This is a genomic window from Gordonia metallireducens (assembly GCF_021245825.1).
In the GTDB taxonomy this organism is placed as follows: domain Bacteria; phylum Actinomycetota; class Actinomycetes; order Mycobacteriales; family Mycobacteriaceae; genus Gordonia; species Gordonia namibiensis.
In genome coordinates this window covers 40,442-61,665 of sequence record NZ_JAJQJP010000039.1, presented here as the reverse complement: position 1 = coordinate 61,665, position 21,224 = coordinate 40,442, and the positions used below count along the sequence as shown (strand labels likewise).

Below are 21,224 nucleotides of genomic sequence, written 5' to 3'. Positions count from 1 at the left end.
CCAGTCAAAATCTGTAACTGGCGTCCAATCCTGTCACATGCGAACCGTAGGTCGCACTGTTTGATGCCGAGCCCGGTCGAAACTCCTCCGAACGGGCAGGGCATCGAAGACGACAACCAACGGTAGTCCATCGACGTACCCCAAGGTACCCGGGTCGCAAGGGGCCCGGTGGGCGACTCGTCGGCGGATCAGGAGCGGATGAGAACCAGTGCGGTGGCGAGCGAATCGGCGACCGCGTCGGCGCGGAGACCGTTCACGATGTTCATGGCGATGATGACGACGAGCATGACGATCATCAGCGACAGATCCAGGCGGATCGGGCCGAGCGGGATCGGCGGAAGGATCCGGCGCAACGCCTTGATCGGCGGGTCGGTCAGCGTGAAGACCGTCTCGATGATCACGACCGCCACCCCGGTGGGCCGCCATTCGCGGGCGAACGTCCGCACCAGCTCGACGACGAGCCTGCCGAGGAGAAGCAACCAGAAGACCAACAGGATGTAGTAGAGGACACCCAACAAAATCGCAGCCACGCGTCAAGATTGCCTGAAGAGCACCCGACGGTGCGAACCGAGGGTGCCCACCTGCATCAGGAGTGGTTGTAGAAGCCGGTCTCGGCGATCTTGCGGCGATCCTCGGGCGACACGTCGACGTCGGCCGGCGACAGCAGGAAGACCTTGGTGGCCACCTTGTCGAAGGAGCCGCGCAACGCGAAGGCCAGGCCCGCAGCGAAGTCGACGAGGCGCTTCGCATCGTCGTTGGTCATGTCGACGAGGTCCATGATGACCGGGTTGCCGTCGCGGAAACGCTCACCGATGGTGCGGGCCTCGCTGTAGTCCGAGGGACGCAGGGTGGTGATCTTCTGCAGCGGGCCGTCGGCGAACACACGCTCGAGCTCACGGTGTTCGGGCGCGGCCGGGCGCGACGAGGCGGCACGCAGGGCGGCACTCGACGAACGCTGCAACGGTTCGAGGCGTGCAGCCGACCGCATGGGGGCCTCGGGAGCCGGACGCGGTCCGGCGTAGGCGAACTCGGGGGCGAAGTCGCCGGCGAGTTCGTATCCGCCGTCGAAATGACGGTCGTCGTAAGCCATCTCGTCGCGGTAGCCGGCCTCACGGAAGCCGGGGTCGCGGAGGGAGGGCTCGTAACCGGGGTCGTAGGAGCCGTCACCGTAGTAGTCGTCACGGTAGGCACGCTCACGCGACGGGGCACGCAGCGCAGAGCCGTCCTCGAGGTAGTCGTCCTCGTACTCGCTGGGCGGCACCATGCCGAAGTAAGCCTTGAACTTCTGCATCGTGGTCATAGTCGGCCTCTCTGTCGTGCGACGCCGGTGTGCAGCCGTGCCGGATGGTGCATCTGATGTCGTTGTGCTTGCTGAGATATCTGCGCTTGTTGTGTCACTTGGTTCTGTTGTTACCAATGTGATTACTGAGAGAGTAGCGGCCGATCGCCCATGATCGCGGTTCCGACACGCACGCATGTCGAGCCGGCTGCAACCGCCTCTTCCATGTCACCCGACATGCCCGCGGACAGTTCGACGGCGTCGGCGTACTGATCGCGAAAAGCGTTGTGAATGCGGGCGGATTCGGCCATCCAGTGCTTCCGCTCGCCGGTGAGCGGGGCGATGACCATGAGCCCGCGCAGCGCCAACGCGTCCTCGTTGGAGACCTGATCGGCCAGTGCGGGGAGATCCGCCTCGACGACGCCGCCGCGTTGCGGGTCCCCGTCGAGACTCACCTGGAGCAGCACCCCCAGACGTCCGGTCCGCTCCCCCTCGTCGAGCGCGGCTCGCGCGGCCCGGCCCAGGGCGTCGACCACCTTCGGACGATCCACCGAGTGCACCGCGCGCGCCCACCGCGCGATCGAACGGGCCTTCTTCGACTGGACGGTCCCGATCATGTCGAACACGGGTACGTCGGCGGAATCCTCGGGCGCCCAGTCGGCGAGGACCTCGGCGACCTTGCGGCCGGCCTCGGGCTCACGGGATTCCCCGAACGACCGGACGCCCAGATTCAGCAGTCGACGGACATCCTCGGCCGGGAAGTACTTGGTGACGACCAGGAGCGCACACGACCCGGCGGGCCGGCCGGCAGCCGCCACGGCCGCGTCGAGCCGCCCGCGTACGGATTCGAGGCGCTCGGACAGCTCGGCGGTGCGTGCGTCATCGAGAGAGTCGCTCATGTCCCCCATCATTCCCCGTGCGGAGCACCCGTCATTCCCCGCGTGGAGCACCGGGGGCCTACTCCCCGTCCGGCGCACTCTCGTCGTCCATCCAGATCACCGATGCCAGGCGGCCGGTCGGTGCGCCACGCCGGTGGCTGAAGAGACTCAGGTCCGAGATCGTGCAGCGCGGGTCGACGGCGACCCCGGCGACCCCTGCCTCGAGGAGCTGGCGGCGCAGACCGGCACGGAGGTCGAGGCCCGTCGTGCCCTTCTTGGTGCGGCTCGCGCTCCCGGGCAGATGTTTCTCGACGTCGGCCTGCATCGCCGGGGGCACCTCGTACTGTTCGCCGGATGCGGCCGGGCCCAGGAATGCACCGATCGACTCGATGCGCGCACCGAGGTCGACCATCACCTTCAGCGTCTCGCGCACGATGCCGACGCGTGCCCCGACGCGACCGGCATGGACACCGGCGATCACGCCGGCCTCGTCGTCGCTGAGGAGCACCGGCACGCAGTCGGCCGACAGCACGGCGAGCGCGAGGCCCGGCGTGGTCGTCACCAGCGCGTCGGTCGCCGGGACCGGTTCGGTGACCGGACCGTCGACGACCGTCACGTTGCGGCTGTGGATCTGCTCCATCCAGACGACCGACGAAGCAGGCAATCCGATCTGCTCGGCCAGACGATTCCTGTTGGCGGACACCGCCTCCGGGTCGTCTCCGACATGGTCACCGAGATTGAACGAGTCATACGGTGCCACCGAGACGCCGCCGGCACGCGTGGTGACCACACGACGTACCCGCATGCGGGTCAGCGCTTCATGAAGGACGGCACGTCGACATCGTCGTCGTCGAGGTGCACCGTGTTGCGACGCGGGGGCTCCGGCTCACGCTCACCACCGAAGGGATCACCCGATCCCTTGGGGATGTCACCGAAGAGCGGGTCGCTCTTCGGCGGCGCCGACACCGCGCCGGCCTGCCCCTGACCGACGGCCGAACGGCCGGCGGCTGCGGCGGGCACGTCCGAGCGCTTCTTCGGGGTGCCACCGTCGAAACCGGCGGCGATGACGGTCACGCGGACCTCGTCGCCGAGGTTGTCGTCGATCACGGTGCCGAAGATGATGTTGGCGTCCTCGTGGGCCGCCTCCTGGACCTGGGTGGCTGCGTTGTGGATCTCGAAGAGGCCGAGGTCGCTGCCGCCGGCGATCGAGATCAGCACGCCCCGAGCACCTTCCATCGACGCCTCGAGAAGCGGCGAGTTGATCGCCGACTCGGCCGCCTTCTTGGCGCGGTCCTCACCGCGGGCCGAACCGATGCCCATGAGAGCGCTGCCGGCGTCGCTCATGACGCCCTTGACGTCGGCGAAGTCGACGTTGATCAGACCCGGGGTGGTGATGAGGTCGGTGATGCCCTGGACACCGTTGAGGAGGACCTCGTCGGCGCTGCGGAAGGCGTCCATGAGGCTCACCTGCGCGTCGCCGAGCTGGAGCAGGCGGTCGTTGGGGATCACGATCAGGGTGTCGCAGGACTCCCGCAGTGCGGTGATGCCCGCTTCGGCCTGTCCGCCGCGACGCTTGCCCTCGAAGGAGAACGGGCGGGTGACCACGCCGACGGTGAGAGCACCGAGCTTGCGGGCGATCTGCGCGACGACCGGGGCACCACCGGTGCCGGTGCCGCCGCCCTCGCCCGCGGTCACGAAGACCATGTCGGCACCCTTGAGGAGTTCCTCGATCTCGTCGCGGGCGTCCTCCGCGGCGCGGCGGCCGACCTCGGGGTCGGCGCCGGCACCCAGGCCACGGGTGGAGTCGCGACCGACGTCGAGCTTGACGTCGGCGTCGCTCATCAGCAGGGCCTGCGCGTCGGTGTTGATCGCGATGAACTCGACTCCCTTGAGCCCCTGCTCGATCATGCGGTTGACGGCATTCACGCCGCCGCCGCCGATGCCGACGACCTTGATGACGGCCAGGTAGTTGTGCGGTGGCGTCATGCGCTCGCCTTCCTCGTAATGGGTCGTGCTCGATGTTCCGTTGCTGATCTCTCAGCGTGTTCCGGTGCTGAGGTCTCAGCGGCTAAGTGCTGGCAAAACCCTAAACCTGAACCATAGATTTAGAGTTATGTCAAGTAGTTCGTTGTGGAGATGACGCTAGGCATCCCGGGCCCCGGTATCCACAACAGCGCCCGGCGTGTCGGGAAGTCGCTCCCGAATTTCGGTGAATTTCTCGGATCTTCAACGAATCTGACGCGATTCCCGGCGCGTGCGGGCGACTCGAGGCCGCCTCGATCACTTGTAGGCCGGGAACTCGGGGCTCGAGACGTTGTACATCTTGGCGTCCCGGCTCAACAGGTACGTGAGGGTTCGCGCCTTCTCCGCTCCCCGATCGCTGTCGCCCCAGATGACCCGGCGACTCTCGGTGAGGATGAACTCGATGTCGACCGGAGAGCTCGCCGACACCCGTTTGACCTGTCGCGCCAGCGATTCCGGCAATCCGGCGACCGCGGTGATCGCCTCCCGGGTGGTGGGATCGGCCGGGCCCGGGTTCGGGGTCTCGAGGACCGGGAGCTTGAGCACCTCCGGCGGCACGCCCTGGGCGCGGACGTAGTGGAGGAAGGACACCCCGGACCGGTCGAGGACGTGGACCTCGTCCCCACTCGTCACGATCACCACCGGCACCCGCTCGACGACGGTGATGGTGAGCGTCGACGGATAGGACCGTTGGACGCGGGCGGATTCGACGGATGGGATGCCGGCGACGCGCTGCGCGACGGCGCGGGTGTCCACCTGGAGGAGAGGTGTCCCCTGCGGGACGGCCGCGACGCGCAGGATCTCGTCGGCCGGGATCGAACCGTTGTCTTGGATGTCGGTGCCGCGCACGGCCATCAGCGGGGTGAGGTAGGCGATCAGGACCAGCCCGACCCCCGCGGCGACGACCATCAGGGTGCCGAGGATCAGGCGGGACCGGCGGCGGGTCGGCCAGCGGATCACGAGACCCCTCCTGTGAGGCCCCCGTCGCCGGGGCCCTCACCGGTCGTCGCGTCCTCGGTCGCGGTGTCCGCACCGAGTGCGGCCAGGATCTCGGGACCCTGCATGGTGATGTCGCCCGCGCCCAGGGTCAGCACGACGTCTCCGGGCCGGGCCAGGCCGGCGACCTGACCGGCCAGCCGCGACAGATCCGGCGCGAACATCGATGGCCGCGTCAGCTTGTCGGTGATGGTCCGGCCGCTGACACCCGGGATCGGTGCCTCACGGGCGCCGTAGACGTCGGCGACGACCACGGTGTCGGCGAGGTCGAGAGCGGCCGCGAACTCGTCGGCGAATTCGACCGTGCGCGAGTACAGGTGGGGCTGGAAGACCGCGATGACGCGACCGCGTGGCGCGTCCGGGCCGACCCGCGCGGCCATCATGGACTGCGCCGCGGACAGCACCGAGCGCACCTCGGTGGGATGGTGGGCGTAGTCGTCGATGACCTCGACGCCGCCGCGGCGCCCGCGGAACTCGAAGCGACGATGGACCCCGCCGAACGCGCCGATCCCCGCGAGGATGCCGTCGAGGGCACCCGCGGCGTCGGCGGTCGCTGCGGCGTTGACGCGCACGGCACCGATGACCGCGGCGATCGCGTTGAGCGCCATGTGTTCTCCCGGCAGCGGGAGGATGAGTTCACGTTCGACGACCGTGCCGGTCTCGTCGGCGGGGCCGGTCACCGGCGCGGTGAAACGGACCCGTGCCGCTCCCCCGGCGGCGCGCGGTTCCCACGACAGCAGGGTCGCCACGTTGGGCACGCCGGGCGCGAGGACCGCGTGGGTGCCGCGGCCGTAGCCGAGGACCTCCACCCCGCGTTCGGCGAGATCGCCGCGGACACGTCCGGCGAGGGCCGCCGATCCGGGATCGTCGAGGCAGACCACGAGTGTGCCGCCGGCCCGGATGCGTTGGGTGAACTTGTCGAACACCTCGACGTAGGCCTCGATCGAGCCGAAGAAGTCGAGGTGGTCGGCGTCGATGTTGGTGACGGCGACGACGTCGGGCGTGTACTCCAGCAGCGAACCGTCGCTCTCGTCGGCCTCGGCCACGAAGACCGGGTCGCCGCCGTGATGGGCGTTGGTGCCGGATTCGTTGAGCTCGCCGCCGATCGCGAACGACGGGTCGCTGCCGGCGTGCTGGAGTGCGACGACGGCCATGGACGTGGTCGAGGTCTTGCCGTGGGTACCGGCCAGCAGCAGCGTCCGGTCACCCTCCATGAGCTGGGCGAGCACGCGCGGGCGCAGCAGGATCGGGATTCCCCGCGAGCGTGCGGCCACCAGCTCGGGATTGGTCTTGGGGATGGCGGCGTGGGTGGTGACCACGACCGACGGGCCGCCCGGGATCTGGTCGAGTGCGGACGGATCGTGTCCGACCTGGACACGGGCGCCACGGGTGCGGAGTTCGAGGATGCCCCGGCTGTTCTTGGCATCCGATCCGGACACCTGGCCGCCGCGGGCGAGCAGGATGCGCGCGAGCCCGGACATGCCGGCGCCGCCGATGCCGACCATGTGCACGCGGGCCAGCTGCGGCGGCAGTCCTCCGGGTCCCACAGTCGTCCCCTCGCTCATGTCGTCACCTCCCGCTCCGGGTCCGGTCGTCTCGCCGTCCCTGGTCCCTCCGACCCGGTCCCGTCCAATTGTCACTGTTCGCCGGCCGATCGGCGCGAACGAAACGCCTTACGGGACGGTCCCCGGCCCGCGCGGAACCCGCGAGCCAGTTCGAGGGCGGCGTCGGCGACGGCCGCGGCGGCGTCGCGATGGCCCGTGCCCGCGGCCGCCGCGGACATCTTCTGCAGTCGTTCGGTGTCCTGCAGCAGGGCCGGGACCTCGCGTGCCACCCACTCCGCGCTGACCGCCGAGTCCTCGACGATGAGTCCGCCACCGGCCTCGACGACCGGTAGTGCGTTGAGGCGCTGTTCGCCGTTGCCGTGCGGCAGCGGGATGTAGACGGCGGGCAGACCGGTGGCCGACACCTCGGCGACGGTCATCGCGCCGGACCGGCACATCACCAGATCGGCGGCGGCGTAGGCGAGGTCCATCCGCTTGAGGTAGCCGACTCCGCGGTACGGCGGGGCACCCTCGACGATCACCGGGTCGATCGAGTTCTTGGGTCCGTAGGCGTGCAGGACACCGATGCCTGCCTTCGCGAGGGCTTCGGCCGCGCCCGAGACCGCGGCGTTGATGCGTTGCGCGCCTTGCGAACCACCGAAGACGAGCAGGGTCGGGGCATCCTCGTCGAGTCCGAAGTAGTGGCGCGCCTTGGCCCGCAGGGCCGGCCGGTCCAATTCGGTGAGGACACCGCGGACCGGCATGCCGACGACGGTCGCGTCGAGCCCGGAGCCGTCGACGGCGGCCAGGACACGGTCGGCGAACCGGGCGCCCACCTTGTTGGCGATACCCGCCGAGGCGTTCGCCTCGTGGATGACGATCGGGATGCGATTGCGTCCGCGTAGATGCATCTGCGCGGCGAGGTAGGCGGGCACCGACACGTATCCGCCGAAGCCGACGACGACGTCGGCGTCCACGTCGGCGAGCACCTTGCGGGTCGCGGCGACCGAGGACACCAGGCGCCCGGGGGTCTTGGCCAGGTCCATCCCCGGCTTGCGCGGCAGCGGGACCGGCGGGATCAGCCGGAGGTCGTATCCGCGCTCGGGCACCAGGTCGACCTCGAGGCCACGGTTGGTCCCGAGTGCGGTGACGCGGGCCGTCGGGTCGATGCGGGTGATCGCGTCGGCCACGGCGAGCGCGGGTTCGATGTGTCCGGCGGTCCCGCCGCCCGCGACCACCACCGACAGCGGCCGCCCGCCCGGGCCTCCGGTCGTATCAGATTGTGCTGCACCCGAACTCACCGGCTCTGTCACTCCATCTCCAGCCACTGTGCACGTCTGTCCCACGCAGCGGCATCGCCTGTCGCGGGAGCCGTCAGCGGCGTCCCGCGCGGCCGTGTGTCGGCCGATCGCGCCCGGGGTCGGCGGACCTCGGCGTCCGCGGCTGATGCGCGCCCGCCCGCCATCCCGGTGACGCCGAGCGACGTGCACTGCCGGCGCCGGGATACCCGCCACGGTAGTCGACGCCCGCTCGTGCCGACGGCGCAGGTCGGGTGCGACCGGCCGTTGCCGGACGTCGTGCGGATGCACCCCGTGCGGGTGCCGGTTCGGCAGTCTTCGTCCGCTTCCACGGCATGGTGAACCGGCCCTGGCCCGGAGCCGGTTCGGCCGGTCGTCCGCGACGGGTCGACGCTCCCGCCCGCCCGGATGTCCCGACCCGTCCCGGTGCACCCCGTCCCGCGGTGCGGCCCGCGGGCCGTCCGCTCGCCGAGCGACGCTGGTCGAGCCGATCTCGCAGGGTCTCGGCCCGCGTCTGCCGGTAGGCCACGGGCGTCGGGAGCCGCAGGATCCGGGCCAGACGGCCCTGCGATCCGGCGGTGAGGGTCGCGACGGCCTCGGGTTCGTGTCGCGCCGCGTTGGCCAGGAGGCCGAGCATCGCGAGCACGGTCAGCGTCGACGTACCGCCCGCCGAGATGAGTGGCAGCTGGATACCGGTGACCGGCAGCAGGCCGATGACGTAGCCGATGTTGATGAACGCCTGCGCGAGGATCAGCACGGTGATGGTCGCGGTCATCAGGCGCAGGAACGGATCGGTCGAGCGGTGTGCGATGCGGAAGCCGATGTAACCCAGCAGCACGAACAGGAACACCACCAGCAGGCCACCGAGGAGGCCGAGTTCCTCGCCGATGATGGCGAAGATGAAGTCGTTGTGCGCGTTGGGCAGGTAGTTCCACTTGGCGCTCGACTGCCCGAGGCCCACACCGAAGACGCCGCCGTTGGCCAGCGCGTAGGTCGCCTGGCGGGCCTGGTAGCCGGCACCTTGCGGGTCGTCGATACCGCCGAGGAAGCTCATCACACGCTGCGAGCGGTAACCCTCGACGAGCGCGAGGATCACCGCGAGGACCACACCGGAGACGGCGAAGGCCGAGAAGACCTTGATCGGCAGCCCGGCGAACCAGAGCATCGCGCCGACAATGATCGCGATGGTGATCGTCGTCGAGAGGTTCGGCTCGAGGATGATCAGCACGCAGACCAGCATCGCGACCGGGACCAGCGGGATCAGGAGCTCTTTGATCGAGGCGTTGTCCCGGCGCCGGGAGGCGAGCAGGTGCGCACCCCAGATGCACAGCGCCACCTTGACCAGCTCCGAGGGCTGCACCGACACACCGGAGATGACGAACCAGCGTCGGGCGCCCTGGCTGAGCGTGCCGATGCCGGGGATCAGCACCAGCCCGAGCAGCAGGATGGCGATGGCCATCGACGGCGCGGCGAAGCGCCGCAGCAGACGGACGGGGACCCGCAGCATCAGGTAGAAGACGACGAGGCCGAGTCCGGCGAAGATGACCTGCGTCGTGAACAGTCCGTAGGCCGATCCTTCTTGCGAGTACCCCTCGACCGACGACGCCGACAGCACCATCACCAGGCCGAAGGCTGTCAGCATGAACGCCATCGTGAGGACCAGCTGGTAGGAGGCCAGCGGCCGCGCCAGGAGGTTGCGCACGCCTTCGACGAGCATGGCCGGCAACGAGGCCGTCACCGACGCCGCGGTCGAGGCCGCCGCGGAGACCTCGGCCACCGGCTTCGACGCCTTCCGCCGCACGGTGGCGGTCCGGCTCTCGTCCGTGGTCTCGTCCGTTCCGTCGTCGAACGTGTCCCCGTCGTCGAAGGTGCTCTCGTCGTCCGCGGCGTCGACCGCGGTCTTGTCGGTGCGCACGCCACTCACCGCGAGGTGGGGGTGCCGGCGATGTCCTGTGCGGCGCGCGCGAACGCGTCACCGCGCCGGCTGTAGCCGGCGAACATGTCCAGCGATGCCGCGGCGGGTGCGAGGAGCACCGCGTCGGGCTTCGGGTCGCTCGCCGCGGCGAGCTCCCATGCCTCGGCGACCGCCCGGTCCATCACGGCAACGGCGGCGTCTGATCCCGAGGTTTCGGTCGACGAGAGGACGGGTGCGGTCTGACCCTGGCGATGCACGTTCACCGTGCCATCGTCCCCTGTGAATACTGTGACTGTTGGGACTTCTGGGGCGTGTCGCGCGATCGCTTCGACGACCAGCTCACGATCCCGGCCGATGGCGACCACCCCGGCGAGCCGATCGCCGACGGCGGAGAGCATGGCGTCCATCGACGCGCCCTTGAGCAGGCCGCCCGCGATCAGCACCACGCGGTCATATGCGGCGACCGCAGCCTGGGCGGCATGCGGGTTGGTGGCCTTGGAATCGTCGACGAAGCGGATGCCGCCGCGCGTCGCCACGACCTCGCCGCGGTGGGCGGCAGGCCGGAAATCGGTGAGCGCGGCCTCGACGGCGTTGCGCTCGACACCGATCGAGAGGGCGAGTGCGGCGGCGGCGAGGGCGTCGGCGACGCCCGACGGACCGGCCGGATGCACGGCGCCGGCCGGCAGTAGACGACCCGCACCGAAGGCACGGTCGACGAGTTGCCCGTCCTCGACGCCGAGCTGGCCGTCCTGCGGCGGGTTGAGCGTGAAGCCGACCCGGCGTCCAGCGCCCGGCAGACCTGATGCAACTGCGTCGTCGAGACCGACGACCGCGATGTCGCCGCGCAGCGCACCGGCCTTGGCCAATGCATAGGCGTCGAAGGTGCCGTGCCAGTCGAGATGATCGTCGGCGACGTTGAGCACCACCCCGGCAGCCGGGGCGACCGACGGTGCCCAGTGCAGCTGGAACGACGACAGCTCGGCACACAGCACGTCGACGCGGGGCGTCGCGCGCATCGCATCGAGAACCGGCAGGCCGATGTTGCCGCACGCCGCGCCGCCACGCCCGGAGCGCTCGACGATGTCGGCGAGCATCGAGGTGGTGGTGGTCTTGCCGTTGGTGCCGGTGACCACCAGCCAGGTGCGCGGCTCCCCGAGCAGACCCGCGGCGTCGACCCGCCAGGCCAACTCGACCTCGCCCCACACCGGCACACCGTCCGCCGCGGCCTGCACGACGAGGCCGTGGGTGGGTGCGAATCCGGGCGAGACGATCACGACCGCGGTGTCGGCGGTCCACGAGGGGTCGGCCAGCAGATCGGAGATCGCGACGGCCTCGACGCCCTGCCCGATCAGGTCCGCGACCCCGGGGACGGCGGCGACCGCCGCATCCCGGTCGGCGGCGTCGGCGTCACGTGCGGCGAACCGATCGTCGGCGAGCAGGATGCGGACATCCCTGGTGACCAGGTACCGGGCCGCCGACATGCCGGCGGTTCCCGCGCCGCCGATCACCACGGTCTTGCCGGTCAACCCCAGTGGGTCGCCGGGAGACGCGGAGTTCTCGTCGCGCGGATCAGCCATTGGTGGCCAGGAACTCGCCGTAGAAGAGCGACAGGCCGAGCGCACAGGCTATGGCTGTGAGCAGCCAGAACCTGATGATCACCGTCGTCTCGGCCCACCCGCCCAGTTCGAAGTGGTGATGGAACGGCGCCATTCGGAACACACGGCGGCCGGTGGTCCGGAAGAATGCGATCTGGATGACCACCGACATGATCTCGGCGACGAACAGCGCACCGATGACGACCGCGAGGAGTTCGGTCCGGGTCGTGATGGACAGGCCGGCCAGCATGCCGCCGAGCGCCAGCGAGCCGGTGTCACCCATGAAGATCTTCGCCGGTGCGGCGTTCCACCACAGGAAGCCGAGGCAGGCACCGCCGCCGGCCACCGCGATGATCGCGAGGTCGAGGGGGTCGCGAACCTGGTAGCACCCGGTCGGGATGTCGCTGGGCGGCTTGGCACCGCCGGCGCAGGCGTTGACGAACTGGAAGAAGGTCACCAGGACGTAGGAACCGAGGACCATCGCCATCGAACCGGCGGCCAGACCGTCGAGTCCGTCGGTGAAGTTCACCGCGTTGGACCACGCGGCGACCACGAGCCAGCAGAACACCACGAAGACCACCGCGCCGAGGCCGATGGCGTCGATGTCGCGCACATAGCTGAGGTGGGTGCTGGCCGGGCTGAGGCCGTAGTCGTTGCGGAACTGCAGCACGAGGATGCCGAACAGGATCGCGGCGATGAACTGACCGATCGACTTCGCGGTCTTGTTCAGTCCCAGGTTGCGGTGCTTGCGGATCTTGATGATGTCGTCGAGGAAGCCGACGATGCCGAGCGCGGTCGCGAGGCCCAGCACGAGCAGGCCCGACGCGGTCGGTCCGTTGCCGGCGTCGGTGAACAGGCCGACGAGGTGCGAACCGAAGTAGCCCGCCCACAGTGCGGCGAGGATCGCGACGCCGCCCATCGACGGAGTGCCACGCTTGGTCTGGTGGCTCTGGGGGCCCTCGACCCGGATCTCCTGGCCGAAGCCCTGCTTGGAGAACACCTTGATGAGCACGGGGGTCAGCAGGATCGACACCGCGATCGCGATCGCACCCGCGAGGAGGATCTGGGTCACCGTGCTGCCCTCGTGTTCGCTCGTCCGTTCCCCGCCACGCTCTTCTCTCCGACTCTGTTCAGTGTTCTCGGCAGGCGCGCCTCATCGCGTGCCCTCATGATGCGGTCCCCTCGTCGCCGGGACCGGAGTCAGTATCCTCGCGGATCTGCCATCCGCAGCTCGCACCCCACGCCGTGACCACCGAGTCGAGGTCGGCGCTCGCCGCCGCGAGGAGGATGACATCACCGGCGGCGGGCCGCCAGTCCGGGTCGGTGTCGACGAGTGCCGCGGCGGCCTCGACCGTGTCGACGATGCGCGCCTCGTCGCCCCACGACCCCTCCATGACGGCGCCCTGATGCAGGGCGTGAACCGATCGGGAGTCGCCCACGCAGAGAGTCTTGTCGACGGCCAGCCGGACGGCCAGACGTCCGAGGAGATCGTGCTCGACGACGCGCTGGTTCTCGGCGGTCCCGTCGGAGCTGGCGACCTCGCCGATGATCGCCCAGGTTCGCGGTCGATCCGCCACGGTGCTGCCGCGCAACGCGCCGGCGTGCTCGGCGAGTCGGCGGATGAGCAGACGTGCGTCGTCGACCGTCACCGGCGCATCCCCGCGGATCACCGTGACGAACGGTCCGGTCATCGATCACCCTCCGCGCCCACCGGGTCGGTGGTCGCGTTCGGCAATTCGTCCAGCGCTTGTGCGACGACCTCGCGGTCGTCGAACGGATGCTTCACGCCGTTGATCTCCTGCCCTGCCTCATGCCCCTTGCCCGCGACCAGCACGATGTCGCCGGGCCGCGCCCAGGCGATGGCCTCGGCGATCGCCGCTGCACGATCCCCGACCTCGCGTACCGGTTCGGCACCGGCCGGGCGGTCGGCGGCGTCGACGCCCCGGGCGCCGGCGAGAACCTCGGACCGGATGGCGGCCGGTTCCTCCGACCTCGGGTTGTCGTCGGTGACGATGACGAGTTCGGCACCGCGCGCCGCGGCCTCACCCATCAGCGGCCGCTTGCCCGCGTCACGGTCGCCGCCGGCACCGACCACGATGGCCACGCGGCCGGGTCCCTCCCCGAGCTGACCCCGCAGGGTCGCCAGGACGGCCTCGACGGCTCCGGGTTTGTGCGCGTAGTCGACCAGAGCGAGGAACGGCTGACCGCGATCGACCCGCTGCAGACGTCCCGGCACGCTCACCGACGCGACCGCGTCGAGCGCGGTGGAGATCGGCACACCCGCCGCGTGGGCCACCGCGACGGCCAGCAGTCCGTTGGCCACGTTGTAGCGGCCCGGGAGCGGCATGACCAGGACGTGGTCGCCGTCGGGTTCGGTGATCGGGGTGTGGGAGGTGCCGTCGCCGGCGAGGTCCGACGGGCCCGCATGCCAGTGAGCGGGCGTCGGACCGGTCGACACCGTCACCGGCTGCAGGTGCGCCGCCTCGCCGGGGCGACGGGCGAGATCGGCCATCCGCTGGCCCCACTCGTCGTCGACGCACACCACGGCGCGTACCGCGTGGTTCGGTGACGACGGCACGAACAACTGCGCCTTGGCGTCGAAGTAGGCGCGCATCGTGTGATGGAAGTCCAGATGATCCTGCGAGAGGTTGGTGAAGGCCCCGATCGCGAAGTGCGCGCCGTCGACGCGGCCCAGGGACAGCGCGTGGCTGGACACCTCCATGACGACGACGTCGACACCGTCCTCGAGCATCGACGCCAGCAACGCCTGCAGGGTCGGGGCCTCCGGAGTCGTCAGCGAGCTGGGCTGCGCGACGCCGTTGACGCGGGTCTCGACGGTTCCGATGAGTCCCACCGAGTGCCCGGCGGCGAGCAGGGCCGCCTCGACGAGATACGACGTGGTGGTCTTGCCCGACGTGCCGGTGATCCCGATCAGTTTCAGTCGCTGCGACGGGTTTCCGTAGACACGGGCGCTGACGCTGCCCAGCACGGTCCGCGGGCTGGGGTGGATGAGGACCGCGACGGCGGTCTCGGGCGGCAGGACGCGGCTCAGTTCGGCGCGGCCGGCCGGATCGGTCAGGATCGCGGTCGCCCCGGCGGCGACCGCCTGGTCGGCGAACCGCGCGCCGTGGGTGGCCGCACCGGGGAGGGCCGCGAACAGATCGCCGGGCTGGACGTCCTGGGCGCGCAGGGTCACGCCCTGCACGCTGGTGTCGCGGTCGGCGCCGCCGACGAGGTCGAGCCGGGCGCCGGTGGCCGTCGACAGGACCGTCACGGCCGTGGGCGCGACCTCGCGCGGACGACCGGGGACCTTCTTGTTGCCCTTGCGTCTGCCGGCCGATCCCTTGTGCGAGGAACCACGAGACGTCATGTGTTCGCCTCCTCGGTTGTTCTCGGTCGGTGTGCTGGTGGTCGGGGTGCTGGTGGTCGGGGTGTTCGCGGTCCGATCACCGCGGGCCCATTCGTGTTCGGCGCAGAATTGCACTCACGATACCGACCCCGGGATCGGCGTCCGGGACGCGGTGCGCCGACCAACGGGGTGGGGGTCACTTCGCGGTGAGGGTCAGCCTCGGGGTCGGCGGAGAGAGCGGGACCTGGGCGCGCTGCAGCATCCACGACGCGATGGTCGAGAAGAGCGGTCCGGCGGACTGTCCCCCGGTGCCGTCGGAGCTGCGGCGCGGGTTGTCGAGCATGATCCCGATGACGTAGCGCGGGTTGTCGGCCGGGGCGATCCCGGCGAACGTGATGTTGTAGCGCGAGTTCGAGTAGCAGCCGCACGACGGATCGACCTGCTGGGCGGTACCGGTCTTGCCGGAGACCTGGTAGCCGCTGACGGCCGCCTTGGTGCCGGTACCCATCTGCACGCCCATCGGATCGTCCTGCACCACCGAGCGGAACATGTCGCGGACCGTCCGGGCGGTCTCCTCGCTGACGACGCGGACCGGTTCGGGACGAGCATGCCCCTCCGTGGTGTCGCCGTCGCGCTCCTCGCCGGCGAGAATCCGCGGCGGGATGCGCAGGCCGTCATTGGCGATCGCCTGGTACATCGCGGTCATCTGCAGCAGCGTCATCGACAGACCCTGCCCGATGGGCAGGTTGGCGAAGGAACCGCCCGACCACTGGCTCAGTGCGGGGACCTCGCCGGCGCTCTCGGCCGGGAGGCCGACGCCGGTGCGCTGGCCGAGCCCGAATCGCTTGAGCATGTCGGCGAAGCGTTCCTCACCGATGCGCTTGGCGAGCATCAGCGTGCCCACGTTCGACGACTTACCGAAGATGCCGGTGGTCGTGTACGGCTCGACGCCGTGCTCCCAGGCGTCGCGGACGGTGACGCCGGACATCTGGATGCTGCCGGGCACCTGGTGGACCGTGTCCGGCCGGGTGAGGCCGTACTCGATGGCGGCGGCGGCCGCGACGAGCTTGTTGACCGAGCCGGGCTCGAACGGGGAGGTGACCGACGGGTTGCCGAGTTCGGCCTTCGGCTGGTCCGACAGCGGGAGCGAGGCGTTGAAGGTGCCGTCGTTCGCCATCGCCAGCACCTCGCCGGTCCTGGCATCGAGCACGACCGCCGAGGCACCCTTCGCTCCGGACGCCTGCTTGGCCTTCATGACCTGACTCTGGACGAACCACTGGGTGTCGGAATCCAGGGTCAGGCGGACGGTGGAACCGTTGATGGCCGGGTGCACGTTGCGGGTGCTGCCCGGGATGATCGCGCCGTCCGATCCGCGGTCGTAGGTACGGGAACCGTCGGTGCCGGACAGGATCGCGTCGAGGGAGGCCTCGAGGCCGATGAGACCGTTGCCGTCGTAGTTGACGTCGCCGATGACGTTGGCCGCCAGCGAACCACCGGGATAGAGCCGGATGCTCTCCGGGTCGGCGCCCACCTCGGGGAACTCCTCTGTGATGCGCTTGGCGACGTCGGGGCTCACCGACCGTGCGAGGTAGACGAAGGGCTCGTCGCCGGTGATCTTCGCGAGGAGGTCCTCTTCGCTGATCGAGCCGCCGAGTGCCACCGAGACGCCCTTGGCGATCTCCTTGAGGCGCTCGTCGACGCCGGGCAGTTCGTCGTTCTTGCGGTGCTCCTCATCGATCGACTTGCGAACCGCCTTGGGCAGGAACGTCAGTGACCGGGCCTCGTCGGTGTAGGCCAGCGGGCGACCGTTGCGGTCGAGGATGGAACCACGCTTGGCCGTCAGGACCTGCGTGTACTCGCGCTGCTGGGCGGCCTCGGCCGAGATGGACCCGGCCTGGATGGTGTGGACGACGATCATCTTCCCTGCGACCGCGAGGACCACGAGCAGCACGACGACTCCGAACACCTTGGTCCGGAATCCGAAACTGTGCAGTCCCCCGCTGTTTCGGGGACCGCCCTTTCCCGGTCCGCGGCCACCCGGGCCGCCTGCGGTCGCGCGGGATCCCTGGCCCGGGCGACGTCCCGGGCGAGACGGCGCGTGGCCGAGTCGCTCGAAGGTCGCACGTGTCATGGTCGTCAATTGTTCACCGCTTCAAGGTCGTGACAGGGATTTGGCGTCGGCGGGTTGCAGATCGGTGGGCGCACTGTGACAGCCCTTACGACCCGCGGCCACCTCACGTCCGGGGCACGACGTTCGGCGCCGGGATCGGGCTCGAGGGCGCGGGCCCCGACTCGGCCGGCGGCGAGGCCTCCCCCTGCCCGGGGGCCGGATCGGGTTGCGCCGGAACGGGTTGCGGCGACGGCGTGGGCCCGGACTGTCCCGGGGTCGACGGGGCCGGGGTCTGCTGACCCGGGGTCTGCTGGGCCGGTGGGTTGGGTGCGCCGACGGCGCCGCCGCCGAGTCCGATCGAGTCGTCCACCTTGCGCGGGTCGATGGTCTCGGTGGGGTCGGGCTTCAGTTCGGGGTTGAGGTCGGCCATCGGCTTCCCCGACGCCGGTGCGGGTTTCCCGACGATGCGGGGCCGGCGCGGGTCGTCGACGATCATCCGTGCCGGGTTGTCCGACGGGATCATGCCGAGTCGGGTTGCCTCCCGGGACAGTTCCGGAGCAGAGTTGCCGGATTCGTAGGTCCGCTTGAGCGCATCCCGCTGGTCGATGAGCGACTGGTTCTCCGTCCGCTCGATGCCGAGCTTGTAGGAGTCCTGGGCCGATTTGGTGGACAGCCACAGGCTCAGACCGAGGCCCAGGACCAGCAATGCGATGACCGGGACCACGAAAGGTGTGTGCTGCAACCGTTCTCGAAGCGAGACACCGGACATCGACAGCCCGCCGCGGGCCGCACGCGGTGCGACCGCGCCGGTGGCCATTCGCTTGTGACGGCGATCCAGCGCGCGTTGGGCCGCCCGCGAACGGGTCGCGCGCTCGGACTCGATGCGGGCGCGCCGCGACCGACGACTGTTCTGTTCGGTGGCGGAACGTCCAGCGCCGGAACGCTTGTCGTCGGAACGGCCGGAGCCGGAGCGACGAGGGGCGTCGTGCAGGATCGTCATGATCAGCCCTTCTTCTCGACTCGTTCGACCGCCCGGACTCGAACCGGTGCCGATCGCGGATTGATGGTCAGTTCCTCGTCGTCGGGACGCTCGGCGCCGCGGGTCACGAGGCGGAACTCCGCGGCGGTGCCGGGCAACTCGACGGGCAGGCCAGGCGGCGAGGTCGAGGTCGTGCGGGCCGCGAACTCCCGCTTGACGATCCGGTCCTCGAGCGACTGGTAGCTCATCACCGCGACACGGCCGCCGACGGTGAGCGCCGACAGCGCGGTCGGCAACGCCTCGCGGAGGACGTCGAGTTCGTGGTTGACCTCGATACGCAGGGCCTGGAAGGTGCGCTTGGCCGGGTGGCCACCGGTCCGCCGGGTCGCCGCCGGGATGGTGGCGTAGAGCAGTTCGACGAGACGTGCACTCGTCGTGAACGGTTCTTTCTCGCGCTCCCGCAGGACCGCCGAGGCGATCTTGCCTGCGAAGCGCTCCTCCCCGTACTCGGAGAGCACACGGGCCAGTTCGCCGTGACCGTAGGTGTTGAGGACGTCCGCCGCGGTGAGCGGGTCGTCGGAGTTCATCCGCATGTCCAGGGGCGCGTCGACCGAGTAGGCGAAACCCCGGCCGGCCTGGTCGAGCTGCATCGACGAGACACCGAGGTCGAACAGGGCGGCGTCGATGGTTTCCTCACCGGCGTCGTCGAGGACGTCGGCGATCTCGTGGAAAGTGTCCTGGTGCAGGGAGATCCGGTCCGCGTGCGGTTCGAGTCGGCGCCGCGCGATGTCCAGGGCGGAGGCATCGCGGTCGATACCGACGAGGTGCACGTTGGGGAATGTGTTCAGGATGAGTTCGCTGTGCCCACCGGCACCGAGCGTCGCATCCAGGAAGACCCGCCGGTCTTCTGATTCCAGTGCCGGGGTGAGCAATTCGACGATGCGCCGGCCCATGACCGGGATGTGGCCGAACTCGCCGGAGCGGCGAGTGTCGTCACCAGTGTCATCCACGGAGGGCCCCCATCGGCGTGTCGGCCATGTCGGTCGGCAGAGTCGGCGTTTCGGTGCGAAGGACTTGTCGGAGGAGTTTCATGTCGCGGGCGGACGGTTCATCACCGTCGGGCCGCGCCCCGGATGGAGCGAGGTCCCGATCCGATTCCGTACCTGGCGTTGGGGAAGTACGCCAGGGTCGGACCGGATCGGGGCCTCGTGCCACCCGAAGCCCGAGTACCGCTTCGCCTCGTCCCCTCTCGGCTACAAGACCGCGTTCAACGCGGCCGAGTTGGCTGCCGAGAAGTTCTCCTCGTGCTGCGACTGGTACTCGTCCCATGCGGCCGAATCCCAGATCTCGAGGTGATCGAAGCTGCCGAACACCACGCACTCCTTGGACAGTCCCGCGTAGACGCGATGGTCGGAGGACAGGCTGATCCTGCCCTGGCCGTCCGGTCGCTGTTCTTCCGAACCGGCGAAGAAGGTCCGCTGAAACGCACGCAGGTCAGGGTCGTTGCGTGACGCCTCGACGATCCTCGCCGCGATCGCATCGAACTCTTCGGTCCGATACACCGACAAGCTGTGGTCTTGGCCTTTGGTGACCACTACCCCTCCTGCCAGTGCATCGCGGAACTTGGCGGGCAACGTGAGTCGCCCTTTGTCGTCCAATTTGGGCGTGTAGGTGCCGACGAATCGCACAGACATGTCGACACCTCCTGCCCCTGGGTTCCGCGCTCCGGATCGCCTCACCCAGTGCTGCCACAGTACCCCACTTTCCTCCACTTTCCACCCCAGAAGCCCACTCGACCTCCACTATCCAGCAAATCCCCAGTTCAAGCAGGTGAAACTTCTGACACTTCGTGCGTGTCCCGTGCGTGAACGCGTGTCGCCTTGTCCATCGATCGTGTGACAGACGGGCTTTCTGAGGCTTCAGATGCCCATGCGACCAGTGCTTCTTCCCAGGTGGGGCAAAGTGGGGAACTCGGGTGGGGGAAGGTGGGGAACGCCGGTGGGGGCAGGTGGGGGCCGGGAGTGGGTGACGGTGGGGACATGGTCGACAGCGCGCCGAATCGCACGTGAGAAGCCGGGTCGTGCACAGCAAAAGAGCCGCGCACCCACATGGGTGCGCGGCTCTCGAGGGTCGTGGCCGTCAGACCGACCGGAGATCTACTCCTGTTCGAACCGACGGTTGAATCGTTCTTCCATCCGCTCCGACAGCTTGCGCTTGGAGCCGGAAGACCCGGATTGCTTCTTGCCTCCCGCGCGCGGCGCGGCGGTCGCGGAGTCGGCGAGGTCGTCACCCCAGAGGGCGAAGAGGCCGGCGCCGAACATCACCAGGAAGCCGAGGAGGCTGACGATCGGGAAGCCCCCGATGTCGATCTTGACGATGAGACCGCCGACGAGCATCACGAGGCCGACGACGAAGACCGCCACCGCCTGTAGGCGACGACGGCCACTCGACTTACCCAGCCGACGACGCTTGACACTGGACGCAAACTTGGGGTCTTCCGCGTACAGAGCGCTCTCGATCTGTTCGAGCATGCGTTGCTCGTGCTCCGAAAGTGGCACCGACCCTCCTTCTCCCTGATCCGCGACGCCGACGACGGTCAACCGCGACCGGTGAGGCGTCTGCGCCTTATTCTCCCATGATACGAGGTGAAATCAGCCGCGACCACCATTACTCGGTGTTGTGGGCCCGGATGCACATACCGGAACGACAACGGAACGCCGAAAGTGTGTCCGGCCTCACGCAGTTCGCCCGATTTGGGGGTCCTCTGTCCCGAATTTGCCTTGCTCGTAAGCGATGACCAAGGTCTCGACCTGCCGGAGGAAGTCGAGGACGAGGAGTCGCATGCCGGCGACACTGTCGGGGTCGAGTGTTCGGATGATCCCCGACTCGATTTTCATCCGGACGGGCGACAGCGTGGCGAACCGCGCGGCCAGCGGGGCGAGGTCGGGAGCGACCACACCGATACGGGTCCAGGCGTTCGACGTCTTGCGGCGGGCGGGTCCGGCCGGCTCGCCGATCGCGATCGCGGCACCGGCCGCACGGAGGGCGACGAGATAGAACTGCCGGAAGCGTTCGGCGTCGTCGGTGACACCGTCGGCGTTGTCGAGGAGGAGGTGGGCACGCTGGAGGAGATCGCGCGCACGTCCGACCATCACCGGGTCGACGGGCGCGGACCGGCGGGATGTGGGCCGTCCGGGCATGGCATCCTCCTCACTCGCTGGCGACGGTGTCCGGTGGCAGACGCTTCCCTCGTCCGCCA

At 69.4% G+C, this 21,224-nt stretch carries 19 protein-coding genes; all 19 read right to left on the bottom strand.

Translation table 11 applies throughout. The features are described 5' to 3' along the window. Positions 1-188 precede the first annotated feature (188 nt). The 19 genes from LQD00_RS16240 to LQD00_RS16150 all read right to left on the bottom strand — a co-directional run bounded on the left by LQD00_RS16240 (position 189) and on the right by LQD00_RS16150 (position 21,165). Entirely contained in the window at positions 189-530 is a 342-nt protein-coding gene (locus LQD00_RS16240; protein ID WP_006868152.1) for a YggT family protein, read from the bottom strand. A 56-nt stretch (positions 531-586) separates the two neighbouring features. After that, the gene (locus LQD00_RS16235) at positions 587-1,300 is read right to left on the bottom strand and encodes a cell division protein SepF (protein WP_119032628.1); all 714 of its coding nucleotides are present in this window, start codon (positions 1,298-1,300) and stop codon (positions 587-589) included. A gap of 122 nt (positions 1,301-1,422) precedes the next feature. After that, positions 1,423-2,187, bottom strand: coding sequence for a YggS family pyridoxal phosphate-dependent enzyme (locus LQD00_RS16230; RefSeq protein ID WP_119033795.1), 765 nt, complete (start codon positions 2,185-2,187; stop codon positions 1,423-1,425). Between the two features lie 49 nt (positions 2,188-2,236). Further along, on the bottom strand, positions 2,237-2,962 hold the full coding sequence (pgeF, locus tag LQD00_RS16225; protein ID WP_119032629.1) for a peptidoglycan editing factor PgeF: 726 nt from the start codon (positions 2,960-2,962) through the stop codon (positions 2,237-2,239). Positions 2,963-2,967: 5 nt separating this feature from the next. Next, positions 2,968-4,143 carry a cell division protein FtsZ gene (ftsZ, locus tag LQD00_RS16220; protein WP_005198817.1) on the bottom strand — a complete coding sequence of 392 codons (1,176 nt, stop codon included), beginning with the start codon at positions 4,141-4,143 and terminating at the stop codon, positions 2,968-2,970. A gap of 294 nt (positions 4,144-4,437) precedes the next feature. Next, positions 4,438-5,139 carry a cell division protein FtsQ/DivIB gene (locus tag LQD00_RS16215; RefSeq protein ID WP_232718186.1) on the bottom strand — a complete coding sequence of 234 codons (702 nt, stop codon included), beginning with the start codon at positions 5,137-5,139 and terminating at the stop codon, positions 4,438-4,440. Further along, on the bottom strand, positions 5,136-6,740 hold the full coding sequence (murC, locus tag LQD00_RS16210; protein WP_232718185.1) for a UDP-N-acetylmuramate--L-alanine ligase: 1,605 nt from the start codon (positions 6,738-6,740) through the stop codon (positions 5,136-5,138). The genes LQD00_RS16215 and murC overlap by 4 nt, the downstream gene beginning before the upstream one ends. A 71-nt stretch (positions 6,741-6,811) precedes the next feature. Beyond that, positions 6,812-8,020 carry an undecaprenyldiphospho-muramoylpentapeptide beta-N-acetylglucosaminyltransferase gene (gene murG, locus LQD00_RS16205; protein ID WP_232718184.1) on the bottom strand — a complete coding sequence of 403 codons (1,209 nt, stop codon included), beginning with the start codon at positions 8,018-8,020 and terminating at the stop codon, positions 6,812-6,814. A gap of 73 nt (positions 8,021-8,093) precedes the next feature. Beyond that, on the bottom strand, positions 8,094-9,932 hold the full coding sequence (ftsW, locus tag LQD00_RS16200; protein ID WP_406567043.1) for a putative lipid II flippase FtsW: 1,839 nt from the start codon (positions 9,930-9,932) through the stop codon (positions 8,094-8,096). A 5-nt stretch (positions 9,933-9,937) separates the two neighbouring features. Continuing rightward, the gene (gene murD / locus LQD00_RS16195) at positions 9,938-11,509 is read right to left on the bottom strand and encodes a UDP-N-acetylmuramoyl-L-alanine--D-glutamate ligase (protein ID WP_232718182.1); all 1,572 of its coding nucleotides are present in this window, start codon (positions 11,507-11,509) and stop codon (positions 9,938-9,940) included. Further along, a complete protein-coding gene (mraY, locus tag LQD00_RS16190; RefSeq protein WP_232718181.1) occupies positions 11,502-12,599 on the bottom strand; it encodes a phospho-N-acetylmuramoyl-pentapeptide-transferase in 1,098 nt (365 codons plus the stop codon). Before mraY ends, murD begins: the two co-directional genes overlap by 8 nt. Positions 12,600-12,693: 94 nt before the next feature. Continuing rightward, on the bottom strand, positions 12,694-13,218 hold the full coding sequence (locus tag LQD00_RS16185) for a UDP-N-acetylmuramoyl-tripeptide--D-alanyl-D-alanine ligase (RefSeq protein WP_232718180.1): 525 nt from the start codon (positions 13,216-13,218) through the stop codon (positions 12,694-12,696). Then, positions 13,215-14,897, bottom strand: a complete 1,683-nt coding sequence (locus tag LQD00_RS16180) for a UDP-N-acetylmuramoyl-L-alanyl-D-glutamate--2,6-diaminopimelate ligase (RefSeq protein ID WP_232718179.1) — start codon at positions 14,895-14,897, stop codon at positions 13,215-13,217. The genes LQD00_RS16185 and LQD00_RS16180 overlap by 4 nt, the downstream gene beginning before the upstream one ends. 175 nt (positions 14,898-15,072) lie before the next feature. After that, positions 15,073-17,007, bottom strand: a complete 1,935-nt coding sequence (locus LQD00_RS16175) for a peptidoglycan D,D-transpeptidase FtsI family protein (RefSeq protein ID WP_232718178.1) — start codon at positions 17,005-17,007, stop codon at positions 15,073-15,075. Between the two features lie 103 nt (positions 17,008-17,110). Beyond that, a complete protein-coding gene (locus LQD00_RS16170) occupies positions 17,111-17,986 on the bottom strand; it encodes a hypothetical protein (RefSeq protein WP_232718177.1) in 876 nt (291 codons plus the stop codon). 2 nt (positions 17,987-17,988) lie between these two features. Beyond that, entirely contained in the window at positions 17,989-18,975 is a 987-nt protein-coding gene (gene rsmH, locus LQD00_RS16165; RefSeq protein ID WP_232718176.1) for a 16S rRNA (cytosine(1402)-N(4))-methyltransferase RsmH, read from the bottom strand. A 243-nt stretch (positions 18,976-19,218) separates the two neighbouring features. Continuing rightward, positions 19,219-19,659 carry a division/cell wall cluster transcriptional repressor MraZ gene (gene mraZ / locus LQD00_RS16160; RefSeq protein ID WP_006434990.1) on the bottom strand — a complete coding sequence of 147 codons (441 nt, stop codon included), beginning with the start codon at positions 19,657-19,659 and terminating at the stop codon, positions 19,219-19,221. A gap of 462 nt (positions 19,660-20,121) precedes the next feature. Continuing rightward, positions 20,122-20,523: a DUF3040 domain-containing protein gene (locus LQD00_RS16155; protein ID WP_232718175.1), complete on the bottom strand. Its 402-nt coding sequence runs from the start codon at positions 20,521-20,523 to the stop codon at positions 20,122-20,124. A 177-nt stretch (positions 20,524-20,700) separates the two neighbouring features. Then, a complete protein-coding gene (locus tag LQD00_RS16150; RefSeq protein WP_232718174.1) occupies positions 20,701-21,165 on the bottom strand; it encodes an SAV_6107 family HEPN domain-containing protein in 465 nt (154 codons plus the stop codon). Positions 21,166-21,224: the final 59 nt, after the last annotated feature.

What these genes read in the sequence shown, in the direction of transcription:
- LQD00_RS16230 (WP_119033795.1), bottom strand. Translation starts at nt 2,187, where the DNA reads ATGGGGGACATGAGCGACTCTCTCGATGACGCACGCACCGCCGAGCTG.
- LQD00_RS16170 (WP_232718177.1), bottom strand. Translation starts at nt 17,986, where the DNA reads ATGACGATCCTGCACGACGCCCCTCGTCGCTCCGGCTCCGGCCGTTCC.
- LQD00_RS16150 (WP_232718174.1), bottom strand. Translation starts at nt 21,165, where the DNA reads ATGCCCGGACGGCCCACATCCCGCCGGTCCGCGCCCGTCGACCCGGTG.
- LQD00_RS16175 (WP_232718178.1), bottom strand. Translation starts at nt 17,007, where the DNA reads ATGACACGTGCGACCTTCGAGCGACTCGGCCACGCGCCGTCTCGCCCG.
- mraZ (WP_006434990.1), bottom strand. Translation starts at nt 19,659, where the DNA reads ATGTCTGTGCGATTCGTCGGCACCTACACGCCCAAATTGGACGACAAA.
- pgeF (WP_119032629.1), bottom strand. Translation starts at nt 2,962, where the DNA reads ATGCGGGTACGTCGTGTGGTCACCACGCGTGCCGGCGGCGTCTCGGTG.
- LQD00_RS16235 (WP_119032628.1), bottom strand. Translation starts at nt 1,300, where the DNA reads ATGACCACGATGCAGAAGTTCAAGGCTTACTTCGGCATGGTGCCGCCC.
- LQD00_RS16185 (WP_232718180.1), bottom strand. Translation starts at nt 13,218, where the DNA reads ATGACCGGACCGTTCGTCACGGTGATCCGCGGGGATGCGCCGGTGACG.
- LQD00_RS16180 (WP_232718179.1), bottom strand. Translation starts at nt 14,897, where the DNA reads ATGACGTCTCGTGGTTCCTCGCACAAGGGATCGGCCGGCAGACGCAAG.
- ftsZ (WP_005198817.1), bottom strand. Translation starts at nt 4,143, where the DNA reads ATGACGCCACCGCACAACTACCTGGCCGTCATCAAGGTCGTCGGCATC.
- murC (WP_232718185.1), bottom strand. Translation starts at nt 6,740, where the DNA reads ATGAGCGAGGGGACGACTGTGGGACCCGGAGGACTGCCGCCGCAGCTG.
- murD (WP_232718182.1), bottom strand. Translation starts at nt 11,509, where the DNA reads ATGGCTGATCCGCGCGACGAGAACTCCGCGTCTCCCGGCGACCCACTG.